Below are 20669 nucleotides of genomic sequence, written 5' to 3'. Positions count from 1 at the left end.
CATTTTTGTAGTATAAATAAGCGTTATTTGCTGTTTATTTTTGCATACAAACATGATATCAGACCTCAAAGCTATGAAAAGATTAATATCTATTGCAGAGATTACTATTATAGTGGTAGCCGCACTCATTCCGGTTTTTACCACTTTACCTTATAGAATCAACATTTTTTTATCGTGGGAGGGGGCTTATCGCCTGATGCAGGGCGAAATGCCCTATAAAGATTTCGGAATGCCGGTCGGATATATGTACTGGGTAATTCCGGCAGTTTTCTTTAAATTCTTTGGTGCTCAGCTTTTTACTCTGATAAAAGCACAGGCATTTATCAATATTATCGCAGGATTATCTTTTCGTGCAATCGGGAGAAACTTAGAACTTCCTTACGGAATACGCTTTACAGGAGTTTTAGTTTTTGTATTATCTTACTCATTCTCAAACTATTGGCCATGGTATAATCATACGGTAATCATGTATGAACTGGTGGCACTGGCGATGTTAACTGCTTATCTGAAAACAACCGTATTAAAGCGTTTCGGATGGATCTGGCTCGCCGGAGCCGGTGTTTTCACCTTCTTCTCGTTCTTTACCAAACAAGACGGTGGCGGATTAGCATTATTGATCTGTATTGCGTTACTGGCTTATGACCTCATTCAGAAAAAAGCATGGAAACCCCTTGCTATTTATTTGACTGCTTTTTTAGCTACAGGTTTAATCATTATTCTACCTTTACTAAAATATGATTTCGGTTACTGGTTTAATCATGGACAGTTCCCACATTCATCCAGAATGTCAATCACTGATATCATTAAAGAATTTTTGCTGCAATCACAATGGATTAAATTTTATCTCTTCCTGATTGCCGTTCTGCTGATTGCTATTATCCGTCAATGGAAAAGTTTCTGGAATGACCGTCCGCTGGTACTTTTCACGCTTTTGAGCTTAGGAATTTTAGCCCAGGCGGCTATTTTTCAGGTAACCAGTTATGTTCCACTCGACAATAATATCTTCTTCCATAGCTTTTCAGTCATTTATATACTTTATCTGATCGGGTTAATCACTAAAATCAATTTCAACCAGCCCAAAGTAATTATTATTACAACGCTGGGAATATTATTAACCTGGAGTCATATTTACTTCAGATACATTGAAAGATTTCTGTTAAAAAACAACAAGGAATATACTTACGAAGCGCATGAAGGATATAATTACGCTACCGTAGTGGACAGAAATACTTACATGATTGAATTGGATACTACCGAAATTCCGCTCAGTGAATGGCGTGTTCCAAATCTGAAATCATTTGAAAAAATAATGGTTCCCAATTCAACCGCTGATGGCATAGAACGCTTTATGAATATGGATCTGGTAAAAAATGGAAAAGACCTGAAAGTGTTGAACATGACCGAACTGACCCCATTAGCAGCAGAAGTACCGTTTGCACTAGAAACCGGTTCACACTACCCGCTATGGTTTCATAAGGGTGTAGGAATGTTTGAACGCGAAACCAATATGTTTATCCAACGTATCGAAGATGATTATTACGATATCGTTTTATACGAATATATCCCTTACCTGAATAACTTCTATCCTTACATACTCAGAGAAAAGTTACAGGAAAAATATAAACTGGCCGACCGTTTTGTAGCACCACGCAAACCTACCCAACACGCATGGGTGGAAGTGTATATCAATCCAAAACATATCACCGATTCTACAAACAACGAAGTATTAGAAAATAATGAATAGTATATTTGCGGTAGAAACCGATTGATTATTTCTAACCAGAATAATATACTCAATAGCCCGATTGAATATCTGAAGGGTGTAGGTCCTCAACGTGCAGATTTGTTAAAGAAAGAATTACAAATCTTCACGTTTAAGGATCTGATAGAGCATTTCCCTTTTAAACACATTGATAAAACCAAAATCACTCCGATTCTTTCAATTACGCCACAAGACGATTTTGTACAGGTAACAGGACGAATTGTGAAAAAAGAAATTATCGGAGAAAAAAGAGGCCGCAGGCTGGTTGCTCAATTACAAGACAAATCCGGCGGTGCGATTGAACTGGTATGGTTTCAGGGCATTCCCTGGGTAGAAAAAGCTTTAATCGTCGGTGATGTTTACAGAGCTTATGGAAAAGTTTCTTTTTTCCAGTATCAGGCACAGATTTCTCATCCTGAACTGGAACCAGCCAATGCTTCACAGCCGGAGGCCAAATCTTTTCTGGAGCCTGTTTACTCCAGTACAGAAAAATTAAAAGCCCGTGGGCTTGGCGGACGTCAGTTAGCTCAATTGACACAGTCATTATTTTTAATGCTTTCGGAAAAAGACTTTCCCGAAAACTTACCTGCATACATAATCGAAAAATTAAACCTGATTCCACGTTATCAGGCGATTTGCGCGATCCATTTTCCTCCTTCACAGGAAATGTATCAGCAGGCAGTCAATCGTTTCAAATTTGAAGAGTTTTTTATAGCACAGTTACGGCTGGGTTTGATTCGTCTCGAACGTCAGCGCTATTCTAAAGGAGTAGTATTTTCACAGGTTGGTGACTATTTCAATACTTTTTATGCGAAACATTTACCATTTGAGCTCACAGGTGCGCAGAAAAGAGTACTGAAAGAAATCAGAAAAGATGTAGGAAGCGGCGCGCAAATGAACCGTTTGCTACAGGGAGATGTAGGAAGTGGAAAAACGATAGTGGCTTTGCTGGCGATGTTGCTAGCGGTAGACAATCAGTTTCAGGCCTGCATGCTGGCGCCTACCGAAATATTAGCCCGCCAACATTTTCAGGGAATAAAAAAACTATTAGGCGATTTACCGCTGAATGCCCGGATATTAACCGGCGCCACAAAAACAAAAGAACGCAGAAAAATACTGGAATCTCTGGCCAACGGTGAAATTCAATTGCTGGTAGGAACACATGCAATCATCGAAGATACCGTACAATTTAAAAATCTTGGTCTGGCCATTGTTGACGAACAACACCGGTTCGGAGTAGCACAAAGAGCAAAGTTGTGGAAAAAAGCCAGCATTCCACCGCACATGCTCGTAATGACGGCAACCCCGATTCCGAGAACGTTGGCGATGACCGCTTATGGAGATTTAGATTACAGTGTAATGGATGAACTACCCCCGAACCGGCAACCTATTACTACCGTGCACCGGCAGGAATCAGCGCGTTCGCAGGTGATGGATTTTATCAAAAATGAAGTACAGAAAGGCCGTCAGGCTTACATTATATTCCCGCTCATCGAAGAATCGGAAAAACTCGACTACGAAAACCTGATGAAGGGTTATGAGAACGTAAAAGCTTACTTTCCGGAGCCTAAGTACTGGATCAGCATGGTTCACGGAAAACAACCCCTGGATATCCGTGAAACCAACATGCAACGTTTTAAGACGAATGATACTCAAATAATGGTAGCCACTACGGTAATCGAAGTGGGGGTAGATGTACCGAATGCCAGTGTAATGGTTATTGAAAGTGCAGAAAAATTCGGTTTATCCCAGTTACACCAGTTGAGAGGACGGGTGGGACGTGGAGCGGAAAAGAGTTATTGTATACTGATCACCGGCAGCAAACTGAGTAATGAAGGTTCGGAACGGATGAAAATCATGTGCGCTACCAATGATGGCTTCAAAATAGCAGAGAAAGATCTGGAGCTCAGAGGACCGGGAGACATTGAAGGTACGCGTCAGAGCGGCGCACTCAACTTTAAAATTGCCAGTATCGCTAATGACCGTGAATGGTTACTGCTGGCACAACAGATCGCTACCAGGGTTTTAGAAAAAGACCCTGATTTATCGCAACCCATCCACCAATCCTTGAAAACATATTTACATACACTCAAAGGAAGAACTGCCTGGAGCAAAATTTCCTAATTTGTGTAATTGCTTTTAACATTTGTTTTGCTGATTATTGAGTTAATTAGTAATTAATGTTCTTTTAATTGAAAATTTCCTAAGTTTAATGATTGCATCGGCCTCTGCCATTAGGAATGGTCAATAAATTTTCTTAAATTCAATAAAATTACCCATGATACAACAGATCCGTATATTGCTTCTGCTATTACTGATCTCCGTTTCGTCAACAGCCCAGGATCTTCCCAGTTCTTATGACTTCACAGAAAATAAAGGACAATGGGATAAGCGTGTTTTATTTCATGGGAAGTTATCGGACGGAGCTTTTTTCCTTGCAAAAGACGGATTTTACATTGTTCAATACAGTACTGAAGATATGCACCGTATTCAACATGCGCTGCATCCTCATGTGGAAAGCACTAACAGCGGTGGCCCGATCTTCATTCCTGACGGCAGTAATTTAATCAACCCACTCCCTTCCGCCCCTTCAAAACCACCGGCAGGAATGGGTGAAATGGATTATCGTGCACATGCCATTAAAGTAACTTTCAGAAATGCTAATCCAAACCCCGAAATTGCCGGAGAAAAAGAAATAGGCGGAGCCAGTAATTACTTCTACGGAAATGACCCTTCCAAATGGGCCTCCAATGCCAAAACATACACTGCAGTCACCTACCGGAACGTTTATCCCAATATCGATATCCGGTTTATCAGTGCAGCGGGCGGACTAAAGTATGATATCATCGTTCGTCCGGGTGGTAATCCCAAAAATGTAATTCTTGATTATGAAGGTGCCCAAAAACTACAGATTGTAAAAAACCAACTCATTATCACTACTTCGGTAGGTAAAATGATAGAAGATATTCCTGAAAGCTATACTTATCAGGATCAGAAAGGACGTGAAAAAGTAACTACAAAATTTGAATTATTATCCCCGCAATCTGTCGGATTTAAAGTAAACACTCCGGGTGCTGATCAAACCCTGGTGATTGATCCATCCCTGGTATTCAGTTCGTTTACCGGTAGCCCGAGTGATCAATATGGTTATACGGCTACCCCGGGCAGAGACGGATCTTTATTCTCAGGAGGAATTTCATGGGGGCCGGGCTTCCCTACTTCAACCGGTGCTTTTCAGGGTAACTTTCTGGGCGAAATAGATATATCAATATTCCGGTTTAACAGTACCGGTTCACAGAGAATGTACGCCACCTATATTGGTGGTAATGCACACGAATACCCTCACAGTTTAATTGCAGATGAGCAGGGCAATTTGGTTGTTCTCGGACGAACCAACTCTTCTAACTTTCCCGGCACCAGAGAAGGTCCCGGCGGTGGTTTTGATATAGCTCTGTGCAAATTAAATGCAACGGGAACAGCTTTGATCGGTTCTTTACTGATTGGAGGATCCGGTGATGACGGTGTAAATATTCAGGATAAATTTCTGAATGGAAACAATATATTCAGACAAACTTACCGGTTCTATGGCGATGACTCCAGAAGTGAAGTCATTTTTAAAGACAATGGAAATATTCTTATCGTATCACAAACGCAGTCTTCAAATTTCCCGATGCGCGGAAGTGGTTTTAATACCAGTCATCGCGGCGCACAGGACGGTATAGTAGCTGAAATCGACGTGAATTGTCAAAATATTTTATGGAGCAGTTATCTGGGTGGCAGCAGTGATGATGCAGCATTCGTATTAACACAACATCCGATTACCCGGCAAATTTATGTAGCCGGGGCTACTTCGAGTTCAGATTTTCTGGGTGCCAACTCCTCTACCTTCCAGGGAGCACCGGCAGATGGATTTATCAGTATCATCTCACCAAATGGTAACTCACTGGTAAAAACAGTATTTGTCAGTACCAATCGTTTTGATGGTATTTATGGAATTCAGACAGATCGTGCCGGTGACATTTATATTATGGGGGTTGCAGAAGGCGGACTCAGTGTGATCAATGCCAACTATTCTAATAATGGCGGAAAACAATTCGTAGGAAAACTCTCACCCGATCTGGATACCTGGCATTTCAGAACAGTATGGGGATCAGGCGGCCGGAATGCCAATGTTTCGCCCGTTGCATTTATGGTAGACAGATGTCAGAATATGTATATTGCCGGTTGGGGCGGATTAGGAAATTCACTTCCCAATAACTACGGAATGGAAGGAACGATAGGTTTACCCATCACCGCTGACGCCATAAAATCACAAACAGACAATCAGGATTTATATTTTATGGTAATGGCACGGAATGCCGACAGCCTGATTTATGGAACTTATTTCGGACAAAACCAGGGATATCCCGAACATATTGACGGAGGAACCAGCCGCTTCGATCAGCAGGGAGTAATTTATATGGCCGTATGTGCGAACTGTATGAGAAGCACTTACCCGAACGTACGTTTTCCTACCACTGTAAATGCATGGTCAAGAGTAAACGGCAGTAATGGTTGTAACCTGGCAGCTATTAAAATTTCATTCAATTATACCGGTGTAATTTCCGGTGTTTCTTCCTATAATGCACAAACACAACGCTTCGATACCATCGGTTGCGTACCATTCAGCACTGTTCTGAAAGACACCATGCTTCTGGCCAAAAGCTACGAATGGCAAATTTTTAACAGCAGCGGTACCATGGTGCGTAATGAAACGACCACACATTATGAATTGCCACATATTTTTGATCAGGTAGATACTTATACCGTACGCCTGATTGCAATTGATCCGGCCACTTGTAATGAGAGAGATACTTCTGAAATAAGAGTACATGTGGGAGACAACGAAGCGCTGTTAAACTTTGATTACACACGCGGCAGTGATTGTACAAAATTTGAATATACCTTCAATAACCTTAGCCAGGCATTATCGGGCGGTAGTTTTAGTGGCAACGTGTTCAGGTGGGATTTTGGCGACGGGCACACACAAATAGCCGGCATCAACGATGCTGTAACCCATACTTATGCCCGCGAAGGCAACTATAAAGTAACACTGACATTAACAGATCCGGCATTCTGTAATGCAGAAGAACCACTGGAGGTTAATCTCAGGGTAACAGAAACACTGGTAGCCCAAATAGCCACACAGCCAGGCGGCTGTTTTCCTTATCTTGCTCAATTTACCAACCTTTCATTAGGAGGTATCAGTTTCAGATGGGATTTTGGCGACGGCGGAGCCACTTCTACAGACGTGAATCCGACCCATACCTATACACAACCCGGTACTTATACCGTGCGGTTAATTGCTGAAGATGAATTTACCTGTAACAAAATAGATACTACCTATTTTACACTAACAGTAGCCAATCAACCGGTGAGCGCATTCAGTTATACGCCTACTACAGTGGTACCAAATTCACCATTTGTATTTACGAACCAATCAGTAGATGCCGTTCAATATAAATGGAGTTTCGGTGACGGTACTGAATTCGCTACCAATAGTAGATCTCCTGTTACACACGACTATTTATACAGTGGAACGTATGAGGTGATTCTGGTAGCCATTAATCAATTCGGTTGTACTGACACTGCCCGTCAAACGGTACGAGCAGAAGTACATCCCAGTTTTGATGTTCCGAATGCCTTTACGCCGGGCAGAGGTGGAGAAAACAGTATTGTTAAAGTGAAAGGGTACGGAATTGTGAACATGCGGTGGGTCATTTATAATAGATGGGGACAGAAAATGTTCGAATCAACAGATAAAAATATTGGCTGGGACGGTACCTTCAATGGTAAATTACAGCCGATGGATGTATATACCTATACACTCGAAATTGAAATGACAAACGGTGAGAAGTATAAAAAAACAGGCGACATTACATTGATTAGATAACCCCGGAAAGCGGAAGACATGAACAGAAAATTGAACCATATCAAAAAGGCACTCCTCTTGAGTGTGCTTTCAACGGCAGCGGTAATCACCTTATCTGCTCAGGACCTGCATTTTTCGCAATGGTACAATTCTCCACTGTCAACAAACCCGGCCAATACGGGTTTCATTCCTGACGCCGATTACCGGCTTGGGGTAAATTATCGCAATCAATGGTCATCTGTAATGAACGTTCCCTACAAAACTTATTCGGTTTGGGGAGATGCACAGGTATTCAGAGAAAAGATCTATTCGGGATGGATGGGGCTGGGTGGTATGATTTTAAGAGATGTTGCCGGTTCAGGGGCACTCACCACCACAAAAGCCTATGCTTCCGTTGCCTATCACCAGATGATTGGTGTGGCCCATCTTTTATCAGTCGGATTCAATGCAGGTATTACCAATAAAAGAATTAATCAGCACGATTTAAGATTTCCTGATCAGTTCGATGGCTATTTCTTTAACCACAATATTCCCAGTAGTGTGGTCATTGACAACAACCACGTGAACTATTTAGATATGCAGGTAGGCGTCAACTATGCCTATTTTCCCTCAAAAGATGTTTATATTAATATGGGGGTAGCCGCCTGGCACCTGAACAGGCCCCGCGAATCGTTTTTTGATGCGGATGTAACCGGCATAGATAACAGAATCGCTCCACGTTATACGGCTTTTGCCAATGCCATCTTAAAAACCAGCGACGAATGGATTATTAACCCCATGGGATACTATTCGCATCAGGCCGGCGCCTCCGAATATGTGCTGGGTATGAATGCTCATTATAATCTCTCCGGCGATGGTGAGTTACAGCTGATTGGCGGCCTTTTTTACCGCGGCGGTGATGCCGTTATTCCACAAGTTGGATTTCAATGGAAATTTCTTCGGATGGTATTCAGCTACGATGCTACCACTTCGGGTATGAAGAATTTTAACCAGATGCGTGGTGCATTTGAATTCTCACTGATTGCACCCGGCCATTATTTACCAAACTCTAAAGAACACCGCCAAACTCTTTGCCCCACTTTCTAAACTTTTTTTAACATTTCTTGTTAACAAATGACGATCAAGCTTTAACATATGCATAAAAAATATTGATTACCTTTGTTGAATGAACGTTCAATCGAAAGATGTAGCCTGTAAGAAACAGGCTATTATGCAAAGCATGCTTTCCCTCATCTATGAATATGGTATTCAAGGTACTCCGATGAGTTTAGTGGCCAAAAATGCCGGAGTAGCCGCAGGAACCATTTATCATTATTTCGAGAGTAAAGAAGATTTAATGATTCAAACAGCCAAAGAGATTCGTCAATCAATTCACGACAACTTTTTCAGGCCTGAGTTTCAAGATTTAAACTATTATGACCGGTTTAAAAACGGTTGGATTGCCCTTGCCAAGTTTTTCTTCGAGCATCCCCGCTATCTGTGGTATCTCGAGCAGTATAGCAACTCCCCCTATGCTCAAAAAGAGAAAGACGATGGCATTGTGGAAAGTCCGTTTTTTGTGCAGTTCAGAGCCCTCATTGAGGAGGGTAAGAAAGTTGATATAATAAGACAGTTAGACACTACATTGATCTCAATTGTTTTGTACGGCTGTATCATTTCGACGGTAAAATGTGCATTAAAAGGGCTTACAACCATGGATGAAACCATCATGACTCAAATCTTTGAAATAAGCTGGGAAAGCATTCATAAAAAATAAGAAGAATTATCAATTTAAACCCTGATTCGGAGATAAAAGTACAAATCGACAAGCATGAAAGTACACTTGCACAACAAATGGAGTAAGAGCATCGGGATGGCGCTGGTATTTTCCGGTATTTCCCTTGGTCTGTTTGCTCAAACTGAAAGTGATACGCTTCCTTCTACAATCGCACTCAATGATGCGGTAAATTTTGCCTTGCGCAATCAACCGAGATTACAAAATGCGTTTCTGAATGAATCGTCTACTGAAAAAACTATCAGAGCAAAATTAGCAGACTGGTTTCCTCAACTGAATTTCAGTTATTTATTACAACACAATTTTGAAGTTCAGCCGACTTTCTTTAATGGTCAGGTGATGCGTTTAGGTGTTGAGAACACTTCGACTGCATCCTTTACCGCGCGTCAGAACATTTTTAACAGAGATGCCTTACTGGCTTCTTCTACCAAAAATGTAGTGAGGGATATGGCGCGTCAAACAACTTTTGCTACAAAGGTTGACCTCGTAGCGGATGTAACAAAGGCGTTTTACAGTTTATTGGCCAGTGCTCAACAAGTCAGGGTAACTGAAGGAGACATTACCCGTCTGGAGCGTTCATTACAAGATGCCAATAATCAATACAAAGCCGGTATTACCGACAAAACGGATTACAAAAGAGCTACCATTGCCCTGAATAATTCAAAAGCATTGTTAGCAGCACGAAGAGAAGACGTATTGGCAAGAGAAACACTGTTAAAATACCTGATGGGGTATCCTACAGAACATCCGTTAGCTGTTGTATATGACAGTGTGGCGCTGGAAGCAGAAATTTTACTTGATACTACGGTGAATTACTCATACGAACGTAGAATCGAATTTCAACAGTTAATGACGCAGAAGCGTTTGCAGGAAGCGAATGTGAAATACAATAAGTGGAGTTTTATTCCTGATGTTTATGCATCCGGTGCTTACAACTTCAACTTCCTGAATAACGACTTTGGTAAATTGTATGACCGTGCATTAACCAACTCTTTTGCCGCGATCACCGTTGCAGTACCACTTTTCCAGGGAGGAAAAAGAAAGTACAATATTGATATTGCCCAGCTACAATTGAATACTATTGAAAACAATCTGAAAGATTTAAAAAATAGTATCAACAATGAGTATGTACAGGCAAAAGCAAATTACAAATCTAACCTTGCCAATTATCTGGCACTGAAAGAAAATCTCCAGTTAGCACAGGAAGTTTATGATGTAATCGATTTACAATATAAAAATGGTATCAAAACTTATCTGGAAGTGATTAACTCGGAAACAGATTTAAGAAATGCCCGTATTAATTTTTACAATGCACTCTATTTAGTACTATCGAGTAAAGTAGATGTACAAAAAGCCCTTGGAACTTTAGTTTATTAATCATAATTAATTGCAACAATGAACCTCAATAAATTTTCTTATAGTTTAGTCATATTAGCGGGGCTTAGCCTGGCTGCCTGTAAAGACAAACCTGCTGCCAACCCGGCTGCAGCCGCTCCACAGGCCGTTCCGGTCACTGTAGAAAAGGTAGCCACCTCTTCTGCCAGTTATTTTGATGAATATCCGGCATCAGTAACACCTTTAAATCAAATTGAATTACGCCCACAGGTAAACGGTTTTATCACTGGTATCCATTTTAAAGATGGAGCAAAAGTGAGAAAAGGGCAATTACTGTACAGTATTGACCAGCAAATGTATGAAGCAACTTATCAGCAGGCAGTTGCAAATCTGGCGGTACAGGAAGCGAATATGATCAAAGCACAAAAAGATGCTGACCGTTATCACGAGCTGGATAAAAATGATGCGATTGCCAAACAACTGGTGGATAATGCAGATGCTGCTTTAGCTGCTGCACAAAAACAGGTAGAGGCCGCAAAAGCAAATATAAAAGCCGTTCAAACCAATGTTCGTTATACGAATATTACCGCTCCGTTTGACGGAACAATCGGTATTTCAAACGTGAAAACCGGTTCTCCTGTAAGTGCAGGACAAACCATTCTGAACACTGTTTCAACAGACGATCCGATCGCTGTAGATATCTTTATCGATCAATCACAGGTGTATCGTTTCAATAAACTATATCAGGAAAAAAATAAGACTTCCGATAGTACTTTCCAGTTAACATTCGGAAAAGAAAAATATGCTAACCCCGGTGTTATTTCAGTAATTGACCGTGCAGTTGATCCGGCAACCGGAACAATCAGGGTAAGACTTGATTTCCCTAACAGAAATCATTTATTGAAACCCGGCATGTACGGTAACTTAAATGTGAAAGCTACCGATGCCAACGAATATGTAATTATTCCGTTTAAAGCAGTTGTTGAGCAATTAGGTTCTTTCTTTGTTTTTGTAGTGAAAGAAGACAATACGGTAGAACAAAGAAAAATTAAAACAGGCAGAGAGATTGGTGGAACTATCATTATCGAAGATGGATTAAGCGCAGGAGAAACCATTGTTACGCAAGGCGTACAAAAATTAAGAGAAGGTAGTTTAATTGCTCCTCAGGAAAACTAATCACATTGGGAAAATTCTAAAGTAAATTAAGATGATCGCAGATACTTTTATAAAACGGCCGGTAACTGCCATCGTTATTTCCATCGTTATTGTATTGGTGGGAATTATTGCGATGATGAATTTACCGGTAGCACAATATCCGGATATCACGCCGCCAACCGTTTCGATCTCGGGTAACTATACCGGTGCCGATGCAGAAACTGTTGAGCAAACCACTACCACAGCTATTGAAACCCAGGTAAACGGTACCCCGGGTATTACTTATATTACCAGTAACAGTACCAGCAGTGGAATGTCGAGCATCACCGTAAACTTTGATATCGGTACAAATATCGACATTGCAACACTTGACGTACAAAACCGTGCGTCGGTAGCAGAACCAACATTACCCGATCTGGTAAAAAGATTAGGCCTTACCGTAAGAAAGCGTAACCCCAGTATCATGATGGTGTTGACTCTTTACTCTCCGAATGGTACACACGATGCAACCTTTCTGGGTAACTATGCCAACATTTATCTGAAAGATGCCTTATTGAGGGTAAAAGGGGTGGGTGACTTATTTGCACGCGGTGATGACTTTGGTATGAGAATCTGGATGAATCCGGCTAAACTCGCCGCATTGAACCTGACTCCTTCCGAAATCACAGCAGCGCTTAGTTCACAAAACTTACAGGTAGCAGCAGGTACGCTGGGTGGTACACCACAAGCCAGTGAACAGGCGTTTGAGTATAGCGTACTCACCAACAGCCGTCTCAATACAGTTGATCAATTTGAAAATATCATTGTAAGAAATAATCCTCAGGATGGATCTATCGTTTATTTAAAAGATGTGGCCAGTGTTGAATTAGGAAAATTCACTTATGCCAATAACTCTTTTGTAAACGGAAAACCTGCAGCTTTCTTATTACTTTATCAGGCACCCGGCGCCAATGCACTGGATACCTATGAAGGAGTGATCAGTGCTTTGGATAATCTGAAAAAGAACTTCCCGAAAGACCTTGACTATACCGTTACATTAGAAACGGCGTCGGTAGTAAAAGTGTCGATCAACGAAGTAATGCATACCTTACTCGAAGCATTGATACTGGTAACAATTGTAGTATTCCTTTTCTTACAGAGCTGGAGAGCTACCTTAATTCCTTTACTGGCTATTCCGGTATCACTGTTAGGTACTTTCATTTTCTTTATTCCTTTCGACTTCACCATCAACACACTTACTTTGTTTGCCTTCGTATTGGCTATCGGTATTGTGGTAGATGATGCCATTGTGGTAGTGGAGGCCGTGCAGCACTATATCGATCATGAAAAGCTCTCGCCCAAAGAAGCTACTAAAAAGGCAATGAAGGATATCTCCGGACCGGTAATCGCTATCGCATTAATTCTTGCTGCGGTATTCGTTCCGGTTGGATTCATACCCGGTATCGTAGGGCGGCTTTATCAACAGTTTGCCATTACCATTGCCATATCGGTGTTAATTTCTGCATTCGTGGCATTGTCGTTAACACCAGCTCTGTGTAGCCTGATGCTGAAACCGTCTAAAGCACCCGGCGACAAACAAAATTTACTCGATAAATTTTTTGCCGGCTTCAATAGAATATTCGGTAAAATTACCCGCTCTTATACATTAGGCGTAGGTAAATGGATTCGTCATACGCCATATGTAGTAGTAATGATGGTTTGTTTATTCGTAGGTCTGATCTGGCTATTTAAAACAAAACCATCCGGCTTTATTCCGATTGAAGATGAGGGCAGACTTTTCGTAACATACGAAATGCCTGAAGGTACCTCAACCACCAGAAGTGTAAATATGTTGCTCGATATTATGCAACGGGTAAGAGATATTCCTGCCGTACAAAACGTTGGGGGTATGGCCGGGTTGAACATCATCAACTTCTCTACCAAATCGAATGCAGGTACTATGTTCGTCAGTTTAAAACATTGGGACGACCGTAAATCTAAAGAACAACACGTACAAAGTGTGATTCAGCAGATCATGGCGAAAACTGCTGATATTAAAGAAGCACGTGTGCTCGCTATTGCACCACCGGCCATTCCGGGTTTAGGTGCCACTGCCGGATTTAATATCGTGTTACAACAAACCACTTCAACCGATCCGATTAAAGACTTCGAAAGCCTTGCTTATGAGTTTCTGGCTAAAGCAAATGCTCGTCCTGAAATCGGAATGGCTTATACTTTCTTCTCTACGAAAACACCTTCTTACAGAATTGATGTTGACAGAGAAAAAGCAATGAAATTAGGAGTAGGAGTAAACGACGTTTACTCTACCATTTCTACCCTGCTGGGATCTTCTTATGTAAATGATTTCAATATTTATGGTAGAAACTTCCGTGTAATGGCACAGGCAGACAGTAACTTCAGAGCCAGTCTCGACAATCTGAAAAACTACTATGTACGTAACAGAGCCGGAAATATGATTCCTGTAAACACCCTGGTGAATGCTACACTTGTGGAGCACCCTTCAGTGATTTCGCACTATAATCTTTACCGCTCTATTGAGATCAACGGATCTCCTGCACCAGGTTACAGTAGCGGACAGGCAATTGAGGCGCTGAGAGAAGTAGCCGCTGAAGTATTACCGCAAGGTTACGGCTATGAATTCTCAGGTATGAGTAGAGAGGAAATCAAAGCCGGTGATAGTACAGTCATTGTATTCACCGTTTCAATTGTATTCGTGTTCTTATTCCTGGCAGCATTGTATGAGAGCTGGTCTATTCCGTTCTCTGTATTATTTGCCGTACCGATCGGAGCATTCGGTTCGATTCTAACATTAACCTTCTTACCGAATCTCGACAATAACGTTTATGCACAAATCGGTTTGGTTACCCTGATTGGTTTGGCCGCTAAAAACGCCATCCTGATTGTCGAATACGCAAAAGAAAGGGTTGACAGAGGAATTGATGTGGTACATGCTACCTTACAGGCAGTATCGCTGCGTCTTCGCCCGATTGTAATGACTTCATTAGCCTTCATCTTAGGTACCTTACCATTGGCATTTGCCAGCGGTGCAGCTTCGGTATCAAGACAAACAATCGGCTGGACGGTTGTGGGTGGTATGATTGCGGCAACAACACTTGCCATCTTCGTAGTGCCTGTTTTGTTTGTACTCATCACCCGTATTGCTTATGGCAAACGTTTGAAAGAAATACAAAAAGAAGCCAAAATGCAGGAAGCAATTGATCAGGAAATTGCCAATAGCAAAATATAATACGGATCGCTTAAATGAGGTTCTCCAAATACTAAAAAAGCACGCTTGATAGCGTGCTTTTTTTATTGATGTTCTTTATAATTATTTACCGGAAGAATAGAAGCAATGGCCCGACGTTCTTTTTCCGTTAACCGTATACTTTTCAGATAAGCCAATACATCAGTTAACTGTTCTGTAGTACGGATACCTACAACAGCACTGGTTATTGCCGGATGGCTCAATACAAATTGTAGTGCAACACTGGTCGCTGTAAGGTCAGTTTTAACAACAGCCCGGATAACATCCTGTAATCGTTTTACATCTTCATCAGAATAATCCAGATAGGTAACCGGCGGTTTATTCACCAGTAACCCTTTTGCCAGACTTCCCCTGGCCATTACACTGATATTATGTTCTTCGAGTAAAGGTAAAACAGATTCCTCCGGCCGCCTGTCGAGCAAACTATACTGCGTCATCACTGAAACAATATCAGATGAAACAGCATATTTACGAATTACAGCAGGGCGGATAGAAGATATTCCATAATATCTTATTTTACCCTGTTTTTTCAGTAATTCGAATGCCTCCACAATTTCATCAAAAGGGTCTTCCAGTGTTCCGCCGTGCAATTGATAGAGGTCGATATAATCAGTATTTAATCGCTTTAATGACTCTTCAACAGCCTTCAGAATATAATCTTTAGACGGTCCCCATTCCCAACCTTCTTTGTTCTGCGAAAACCGGTTGCCTACTTTTGTAGCGACGACCAGGTTTTTTCTCTTTTCATGAATCACTTTGCCAATGAGTGTTTCATTTAATCCCTTCTCGTAGAGATCAGCAGTATCTATATAGTTTATTCCGTGCGCAACCGCCTCATCAATAATATCTCTTACCGCCGATTCGTCGTTGGGAAAAGACATTGCACCTAATGCCAGTTCGCTCACTTTAATTTCTGTATTCCCTAAAGATTTGTAATGCATAAGAATAATATTGCTTCACCATAAATTTAACCAAAAGCATACCAGCAAAAAAAACACATCCTAAGGATGTGTTTTTTTAAAATTCTGTCTTTGATACAGGTAAGAATGTTTTCCCGTTCCCCTACCGTCGTTATTATCATGCTGATGCCGCAGGCGGCGGAATAAAATACAGGTAACAGGAATCGAAAACAACAATCCTATATAATAATACTCATTATAAAACCCTTTTACTAAAATCACCAGATTTAGTAATAATACTATACCCTTAATCATTTGATTGGTATAAGAGAATGACTTTATACTTAACATAATTAACCCTTGAAAAATGAAACAAAATGGAGTTTGAATCATCCCCCCAAAGCTATGGTTGGGGGGCCAGGGTATTAAAGTCTTTATAGTTGGAGAAGTAATACAGTTTGTTATAGAAGCAGGCATTGCTACTAGGCATGTAGGTAGTTGAAAAAATTATATGGTGACTAGTAGGCCTCATAGTATTAAGATACAAAAAATTACGATCACCACCAAATTTAAATTAATCTGATTTTAATGGCCGCAAAAGGTATTGGCAGCCATATTTCGGGCAATAAAAATCCCCCTTTCTGTAAAAACCGCTTTCAGAAAGGGGGTAATAACGAAGTGGATAAACCAAAAAATCACACAACGATATTTTTATTTCTCTAACAGCAGTTTTATCATCTGGTCAGCTGCTAAAATTCCAATAGTGGATATATAGTTTCTGGGAGTAAGGTCTCCGACTTCATAAGTAACAGCTTCTGCCTGATGTTCCCGGCTAAACCATGCTTTTGAAACAACCCCTTCGTTTCCGGAAGGTTCAATTCTGGCTTTATAACCATCACGTCCTTCTTCCATTCCTTGTAGCCATTTTGTAACAAAACCGGGAATAAGGGAGCCAGGGTTTTCTTTATTTACATAAAATACATCATACCAGGTAGAATGGAAATCCAGAAAAAACAATACTTTGTTTCCCTGTTCCGTTCTGGTAGCCACATAATCGCGAATAGCTTTTGTTTCGGGTTGAACAAAACCTTTCCAGTCACGGTTTAAATCCACTCCTCCGACACTATGCCGCCAGTGACCATTATCTACCCCGTCCGGATTCATCATGGGTACAACTACCAATTCAAAATTTTGCTGAAAGTTTTTAGCAGCGGCTGAAGAGCCTAAAACTCTTTCCACAAAAGCCTGCATAGCCAGGTAGCCTGTTACTTCGGGCGGATGCTGACGTGAAATAACAAAGACAATTTTTTTAGAAGTTGCGTTGGTATTTCTCAGCGCATATAATGGTTTACCCATTAAACTATGGCCGATTACAAACTGCTCAACATTCGGAAGTCTGGCAATATCTTTTACCCATTTTTGATTGTCTTTACTCGTCATTAATTCCTGCGCAGAAACGGTAGTAGTTCCTTTATCAACTTTCATTGAGAAACTGGCTACTGATTTTTGTTCGTTCGTATAAACTGTATCTACAGACAACCATGTTTTAAGATCACGGCTATACTTTGGCAGATAACGATGTTTAACATTCTCATATTCTAACTGAAAATAGAGATTGCGTTCTTTTTTACTGGTTATCTGAAAAGCATACCAGGGGCTGGGATTAACAGGTGTATTTTCTGCTTTGACAACAATGGCGAAAGTAGAGTCGTTGATCACTTTCAGATCATCAACCCGGGCACCGTCAAAGCGATTAGATATTTTCACAGATTGATCGCTGTTAAAATAGTCTTTCTTTTGCTGAAAGCTAACTTTAACGGATGATAAATCTCCGGTATTTGTACTCATTTTTGAGGATGTACATCCAGCTAAAGACGTAACGATAGCCAAAAAGTAAATCGCTCTAACCAATAAATTCTTAAACATCCTGAACTGATTATTAATAGGTGAAATTATAATGTTCGGCTAAAAAGTCTCTCACCACATTGGCCAGCTTACTCGCAGCGGCAGCACGGGTAGTGGTTGATTCACGAACAGACGGACGTGGAAACTCAAGCTGAATAGCTGAGATAGTACCACTGTCTTTAGAACCATGTACCAGCGTTGTGTAACCTCCGTTAAAATAAGCGGCAGTACCGGGTGACGGATCCTGCTGGCTGGGAACAGCTGCCATACCTTCATTTTCCATTAAAGTACCAAAAGCTTTTGACCCGCGCAATAACTCTGAATAGGTAAAGGTTGAACCGTTCCAGATATTTTTGATACTTGACTGAGCACCACGTGTATTCAGAGAAACATCAGTAGCGTTGATCTGTGTTCTGGTAGTCAGATATCCAAGCTCCGTTCTGTCAATCGCATGAGCGTGTCCGTGAACATCCAGCAATAAACCCTTACCGATTCTTTCGGTAACCATCCGGCGAGCGATAAAAATAAATTCATGGTATTGGTCGTATGCAACTTTTGCGGAATCGTGCGTAAGATATAATTCGTCTTCCGGGCGATTAGGATCCAGTTTAATACGATGCAGGTTATTGATGATTACGTGCGGGCGAACACCAATTCTGTTTTTAATAGAATCTGCGATTCTGCGGGCCAGGTCAGCAGTATTTAAATCTGCTGCGGTTTCACCCTGCGTACGGTCTGGAATAAAAGCGGGGCGCAAAGTACCACCATGGCCGGCGGTAACGATCATTGCGGTATTAGAATCTCCTACGGTAAATTGAACAAAGTTTTTATCTCCATATAAAGTAGTACCGGGTGTATAAGAATCTGTGTATGCAGAAGACATTACAGATTCTTCCGGTTCATCTACCTGCAAAGTAACAATATCCTGTACTTTTTTTGAGCAGGCATACAGCGCAACTCCTGTAAATAGAATAACCAAAGAGACTTTTTGTTTCCTGTTCATAGAATGAAAATTTTAAGGTTAATGGTTAATATAAATAGTAACAAAAAAGCTAATTGCGAATAAATAAAAAGGCGACGCCGAAACGCCGCCCTTTCGTGTTCGTGTATCTGGGAGTTATGGGTTTTGATCTTGTAAAGTCAGATTCGGATTATCATTCAACTCACTGATAGGAAGCATCCAGGTCCATTCATTTGCACCTGCTGCCATAAACAATACATTTGCCAATGTAGATGTGTGATTTGCATTTCTACGATCCAGGTCGCTATTCGTACGTTTAAGATCGAGGAAGCGGAACCCTTCACCCCAAAGTTCCACACGGCGGTGATGCATTACTTCATTGATCAGTGCAGCTCCGGTATTAGTTGATAAAACATAATCCGGGTCTCTCTTACTGATCAGGGTAAACAGTGTTTGTTGTGCTAATCCGTACTGCTCAGAGCGTGCATATCCTTCTGCTTCTATGAGGTACATTTCAGATGTTCTCATAAAAGGAATATCACCTGCGGCAAATCTGTAATCAGCTGTTACATATTTTTTATGTTGATAAGCAACAAAAGTTTGTCCTGATACCGGGTTACCGGTTTCGGCATTAATTACACCCGGGAAATTCACTCTGTCGGCCGTTGTTCCATCCCACCATAATTTTCTTCTATAGTCAGTAGGAGAAATGGATTGCCATAAAACAGAATTCATTGATTTCGGATTGGTACGGGTAAACCCTGAATTAATATTAGAACTCATGTAACGGAAGAAACCGCCATAAGTAGGAACTTGTTGTTCTAACTGTTGAACACCCCACATCCATTCAACATTACTCAGGTTAGAAAAACCAGCGAAATAATCATTTTCGCTCATGATTGCTTCGCCTGCATTCGTTTCGCTGGCAAACGATTCACGTGCAGCTTTCGCCATCAGGGCAGCTTCAGAATATCTGTGCTGCGTTAATAATACACGTGCTTTTACACCTTGAGCTACGCTGATATTGATATGTGTTTTAAGCGTGCGCGCAATTGCTCCGCCAAAAATAGAGATGGCCTGATCTAAATCGTCGTTGATTGCCTGATAAGCGGCTTCTACTGTTCCTCTTCCGGTACTGGTAATTGAGTGAGTAAGATTGATCGGAATACCAGGCTGGGTATTATTACCACCTTCCTGATAACGTTTTGCATACAACTGAATCAGGTAGTGATGAGCCCATGCTCTTAATGTTAAAGCTTCGGCTTTAATTCTTGCCTTTCTTGCCGGGTCACCTTCTACTTCATCGATGTTATCAAGTATTTTATTAAGATTACCAACGATGAGATAATAGAAGTCCCATACAAAACCAACAACGTTTGCCGAGCTTGGGTTTCTATGATCTTCCCAGCGATAAGCACCACGGTGGTAAGTGTATCCGGTTCTTGAGCGAACATAATCTTCGCCCATTGCGTCCATTAAAATCATTACGGCACCATGACCGTCTCTATGCTGATTGGTAAACTGATTATAAGTTGCTCTGTAAGCACCGTTTAGTGCTTTTTCAATGTTTGCTAAACTGGTGAATACAATCCCTTCAGAAACCTGATCGGTAGGAAAGGTATTCATCTTCTCTTTAGAACATGCTGTTGCCAATGTAATGATAGCAACTGCAAAAAAGAAATATATACGTTTCATAATTTTT

At 41.1% G+C, this 20669-nt stretch carries 13 protein-coding genes; 8 read left to right on the top strand and 5 right to left on the bottom strand.

Translation table 11 applies throughout. The features are described 5' to 3' along the window. Positions 1-73: 73 nt before the first annotated feature. From D9O48_RS02730 to D9O48_RS02695, 8 genes are all read left to right on the top strand, one after another. Complete coding sequence (locus tag D9O48_RS02730; RefSeq protein ID WP_126970331.1) at positions 74-1744, top strand: hypothetical protein; 1671 nt, start codon at positions 74-76, stop codon at positions 1742-1744. Between the two features lie 21 nt (positions 1745-1765). Then, positions 1766-3886, top strand: coding sequence for an ATP-dependent DNA helicase RecG (gene recG, locus D9O48_RS02725; RefSeq protein WP_233589161.1), 2121 nt, complete (start codon positions 1766-1768; stop codon positions 3884-3886). Between the two features lie 154 nt (positions 3887-4040). Next, positions 4041-7694, top strand: coding sequence for a DUF7948 domain-containing protein (locus D9O48_RS02720; protein ID WP_126970329.1), 3654 nt, complete (start codon positions 4041-4043; stop codon positions 7692-7694). 18 nt (positions 7695-7712) lie between these two features. Beyond that, positions 7713-8759, top strand: a complete 1047-nt coding sequence (locus D9O48_RS02715) for a PorP/SprF family type IX secretion system membrane protein (protein ID WP_126970327.1) — start codon at positions 7713-7715, stop codon at positions 8757-8759. Positions 8760-8838: 79 nt separating this feature from the next. Continuing rightward, positions 8839-9429 (top strand): TetR/AcrR family transcriptional regulator, encoded by a 591-nt coding sequence (locus tag D9O48_RS02710; RefSeq protein ID WP_126970325.1) that lies wholly within the window; start codon positions 8839-8841, stop codon positions 9427-9429. Positions 9430-9483: 54 nt separating this feature from the next. Further along, entirely contained in the window at positions 9484-10824 is a 1341-nt protein-coding gene (locus D9O48_RS02705; protein ID WP_126970323.1) for a TolC family protein, read from the top strand. A gap of 18 nt (positions 10825-10842) precedes the next feature. Next, complete coding sequence (locus D9O48_RS02700) at positions 10843-11958, top strand: efflux RND transporter periplasmic adaptor subunit (RefSeq protein ID WP_126970321.1); 1116 nt, start codon at positions 10843-10845, stop codon at positions 11956-11958. A 31-nt stretch (positions 11959-11989) separates the two neighbouring features. Beyond that, a complete protein-coding gene (locus D9O48_RS02695; protein ID WP_126970319.1) occupies positions 11990-15184 on the top strand; it encodes an efflux RND transporter permease subunit in 3195 nt (1064 codons plus the stop codon). 62 nt (positions 15185-15246) lie between these two features. Here D9O48_RS02695 and D9O48_RS02690 read toward each other — a convergent pair whose 3' ends face one another. From D9O48_RS02690 to D9O48_RS02670, 5 genes are all read right to left on the bottom strand, one after another. Further along, positions 15247-16143, bottom strand: coding sequence for an aldo/keto reductase (locus tag D9O48_RS02690; RefSeq protein WP_126970317.1), 897 nt, complete (start codon positions 16141-16143; stop codon positions 15247-15249). A 60-nt stretch (positions 16144-16203) separates the two neighbouring features. Beyond that, on the bottom strand, positions 16204-16416 hold the full coding sequence (locus D9O48_RS02685; RefSeq protein WP_126970315.1) for a hypothetical protein: 213 nt from the start codon (positions 16414-16416) through the stop codon (positions 16204-16206). Between the two features lie 396 nt (positions 16417-16812). After that, complete coding sequence (locus D9O48_RS02680; protein ID WP_158624794.1) at positions 16813-17949, bottom strand: M14 family metallopeptidase; 1137 nt, start codon at positions 17947-17949, stop codon at positions 16813-16815. Between the two features lie 91 nt (positions 17950-18040). Beyond that, positions 18041-19009 (bottom strand): hypothetical protein, encoded by a 969-nt coding sequence (locus D9O48_RS02675; protein WP_126970311.1) that lies wholly within the window; start codon positions 19007-19009, stop codon positions 18041-18043. Between the two features lie 114 nt (positions 19010-19123). Beyond that, the gene (locus D9O48_RS02670) at positions 19124-20662 is read right to left on the bottom strand and encodes a RagB/SusD family nutrient uptake outer membrane protein (protein ID WP_126970309.1); all 1539 of its coding nucleotides are present in this window, start codon (positions 20660-20662) and stop codon (positions 19124-19126) included. Between the last annotated feature and the right edge of the window lie 7 nt (positions 20663-20669).

It is taken from the genome of Gynurincola endophyticus (assembly GCF_003991195.1).
Lineage (GTDB): Bacteria > Bacteroidota > Bacteroidia > Chitinophagales > Chitinophagaceae > Gynurincola > Gynurincola endophyticus.
This window is presented reverse-complemented; position numbering and strand designations above follow the sequence as displayed.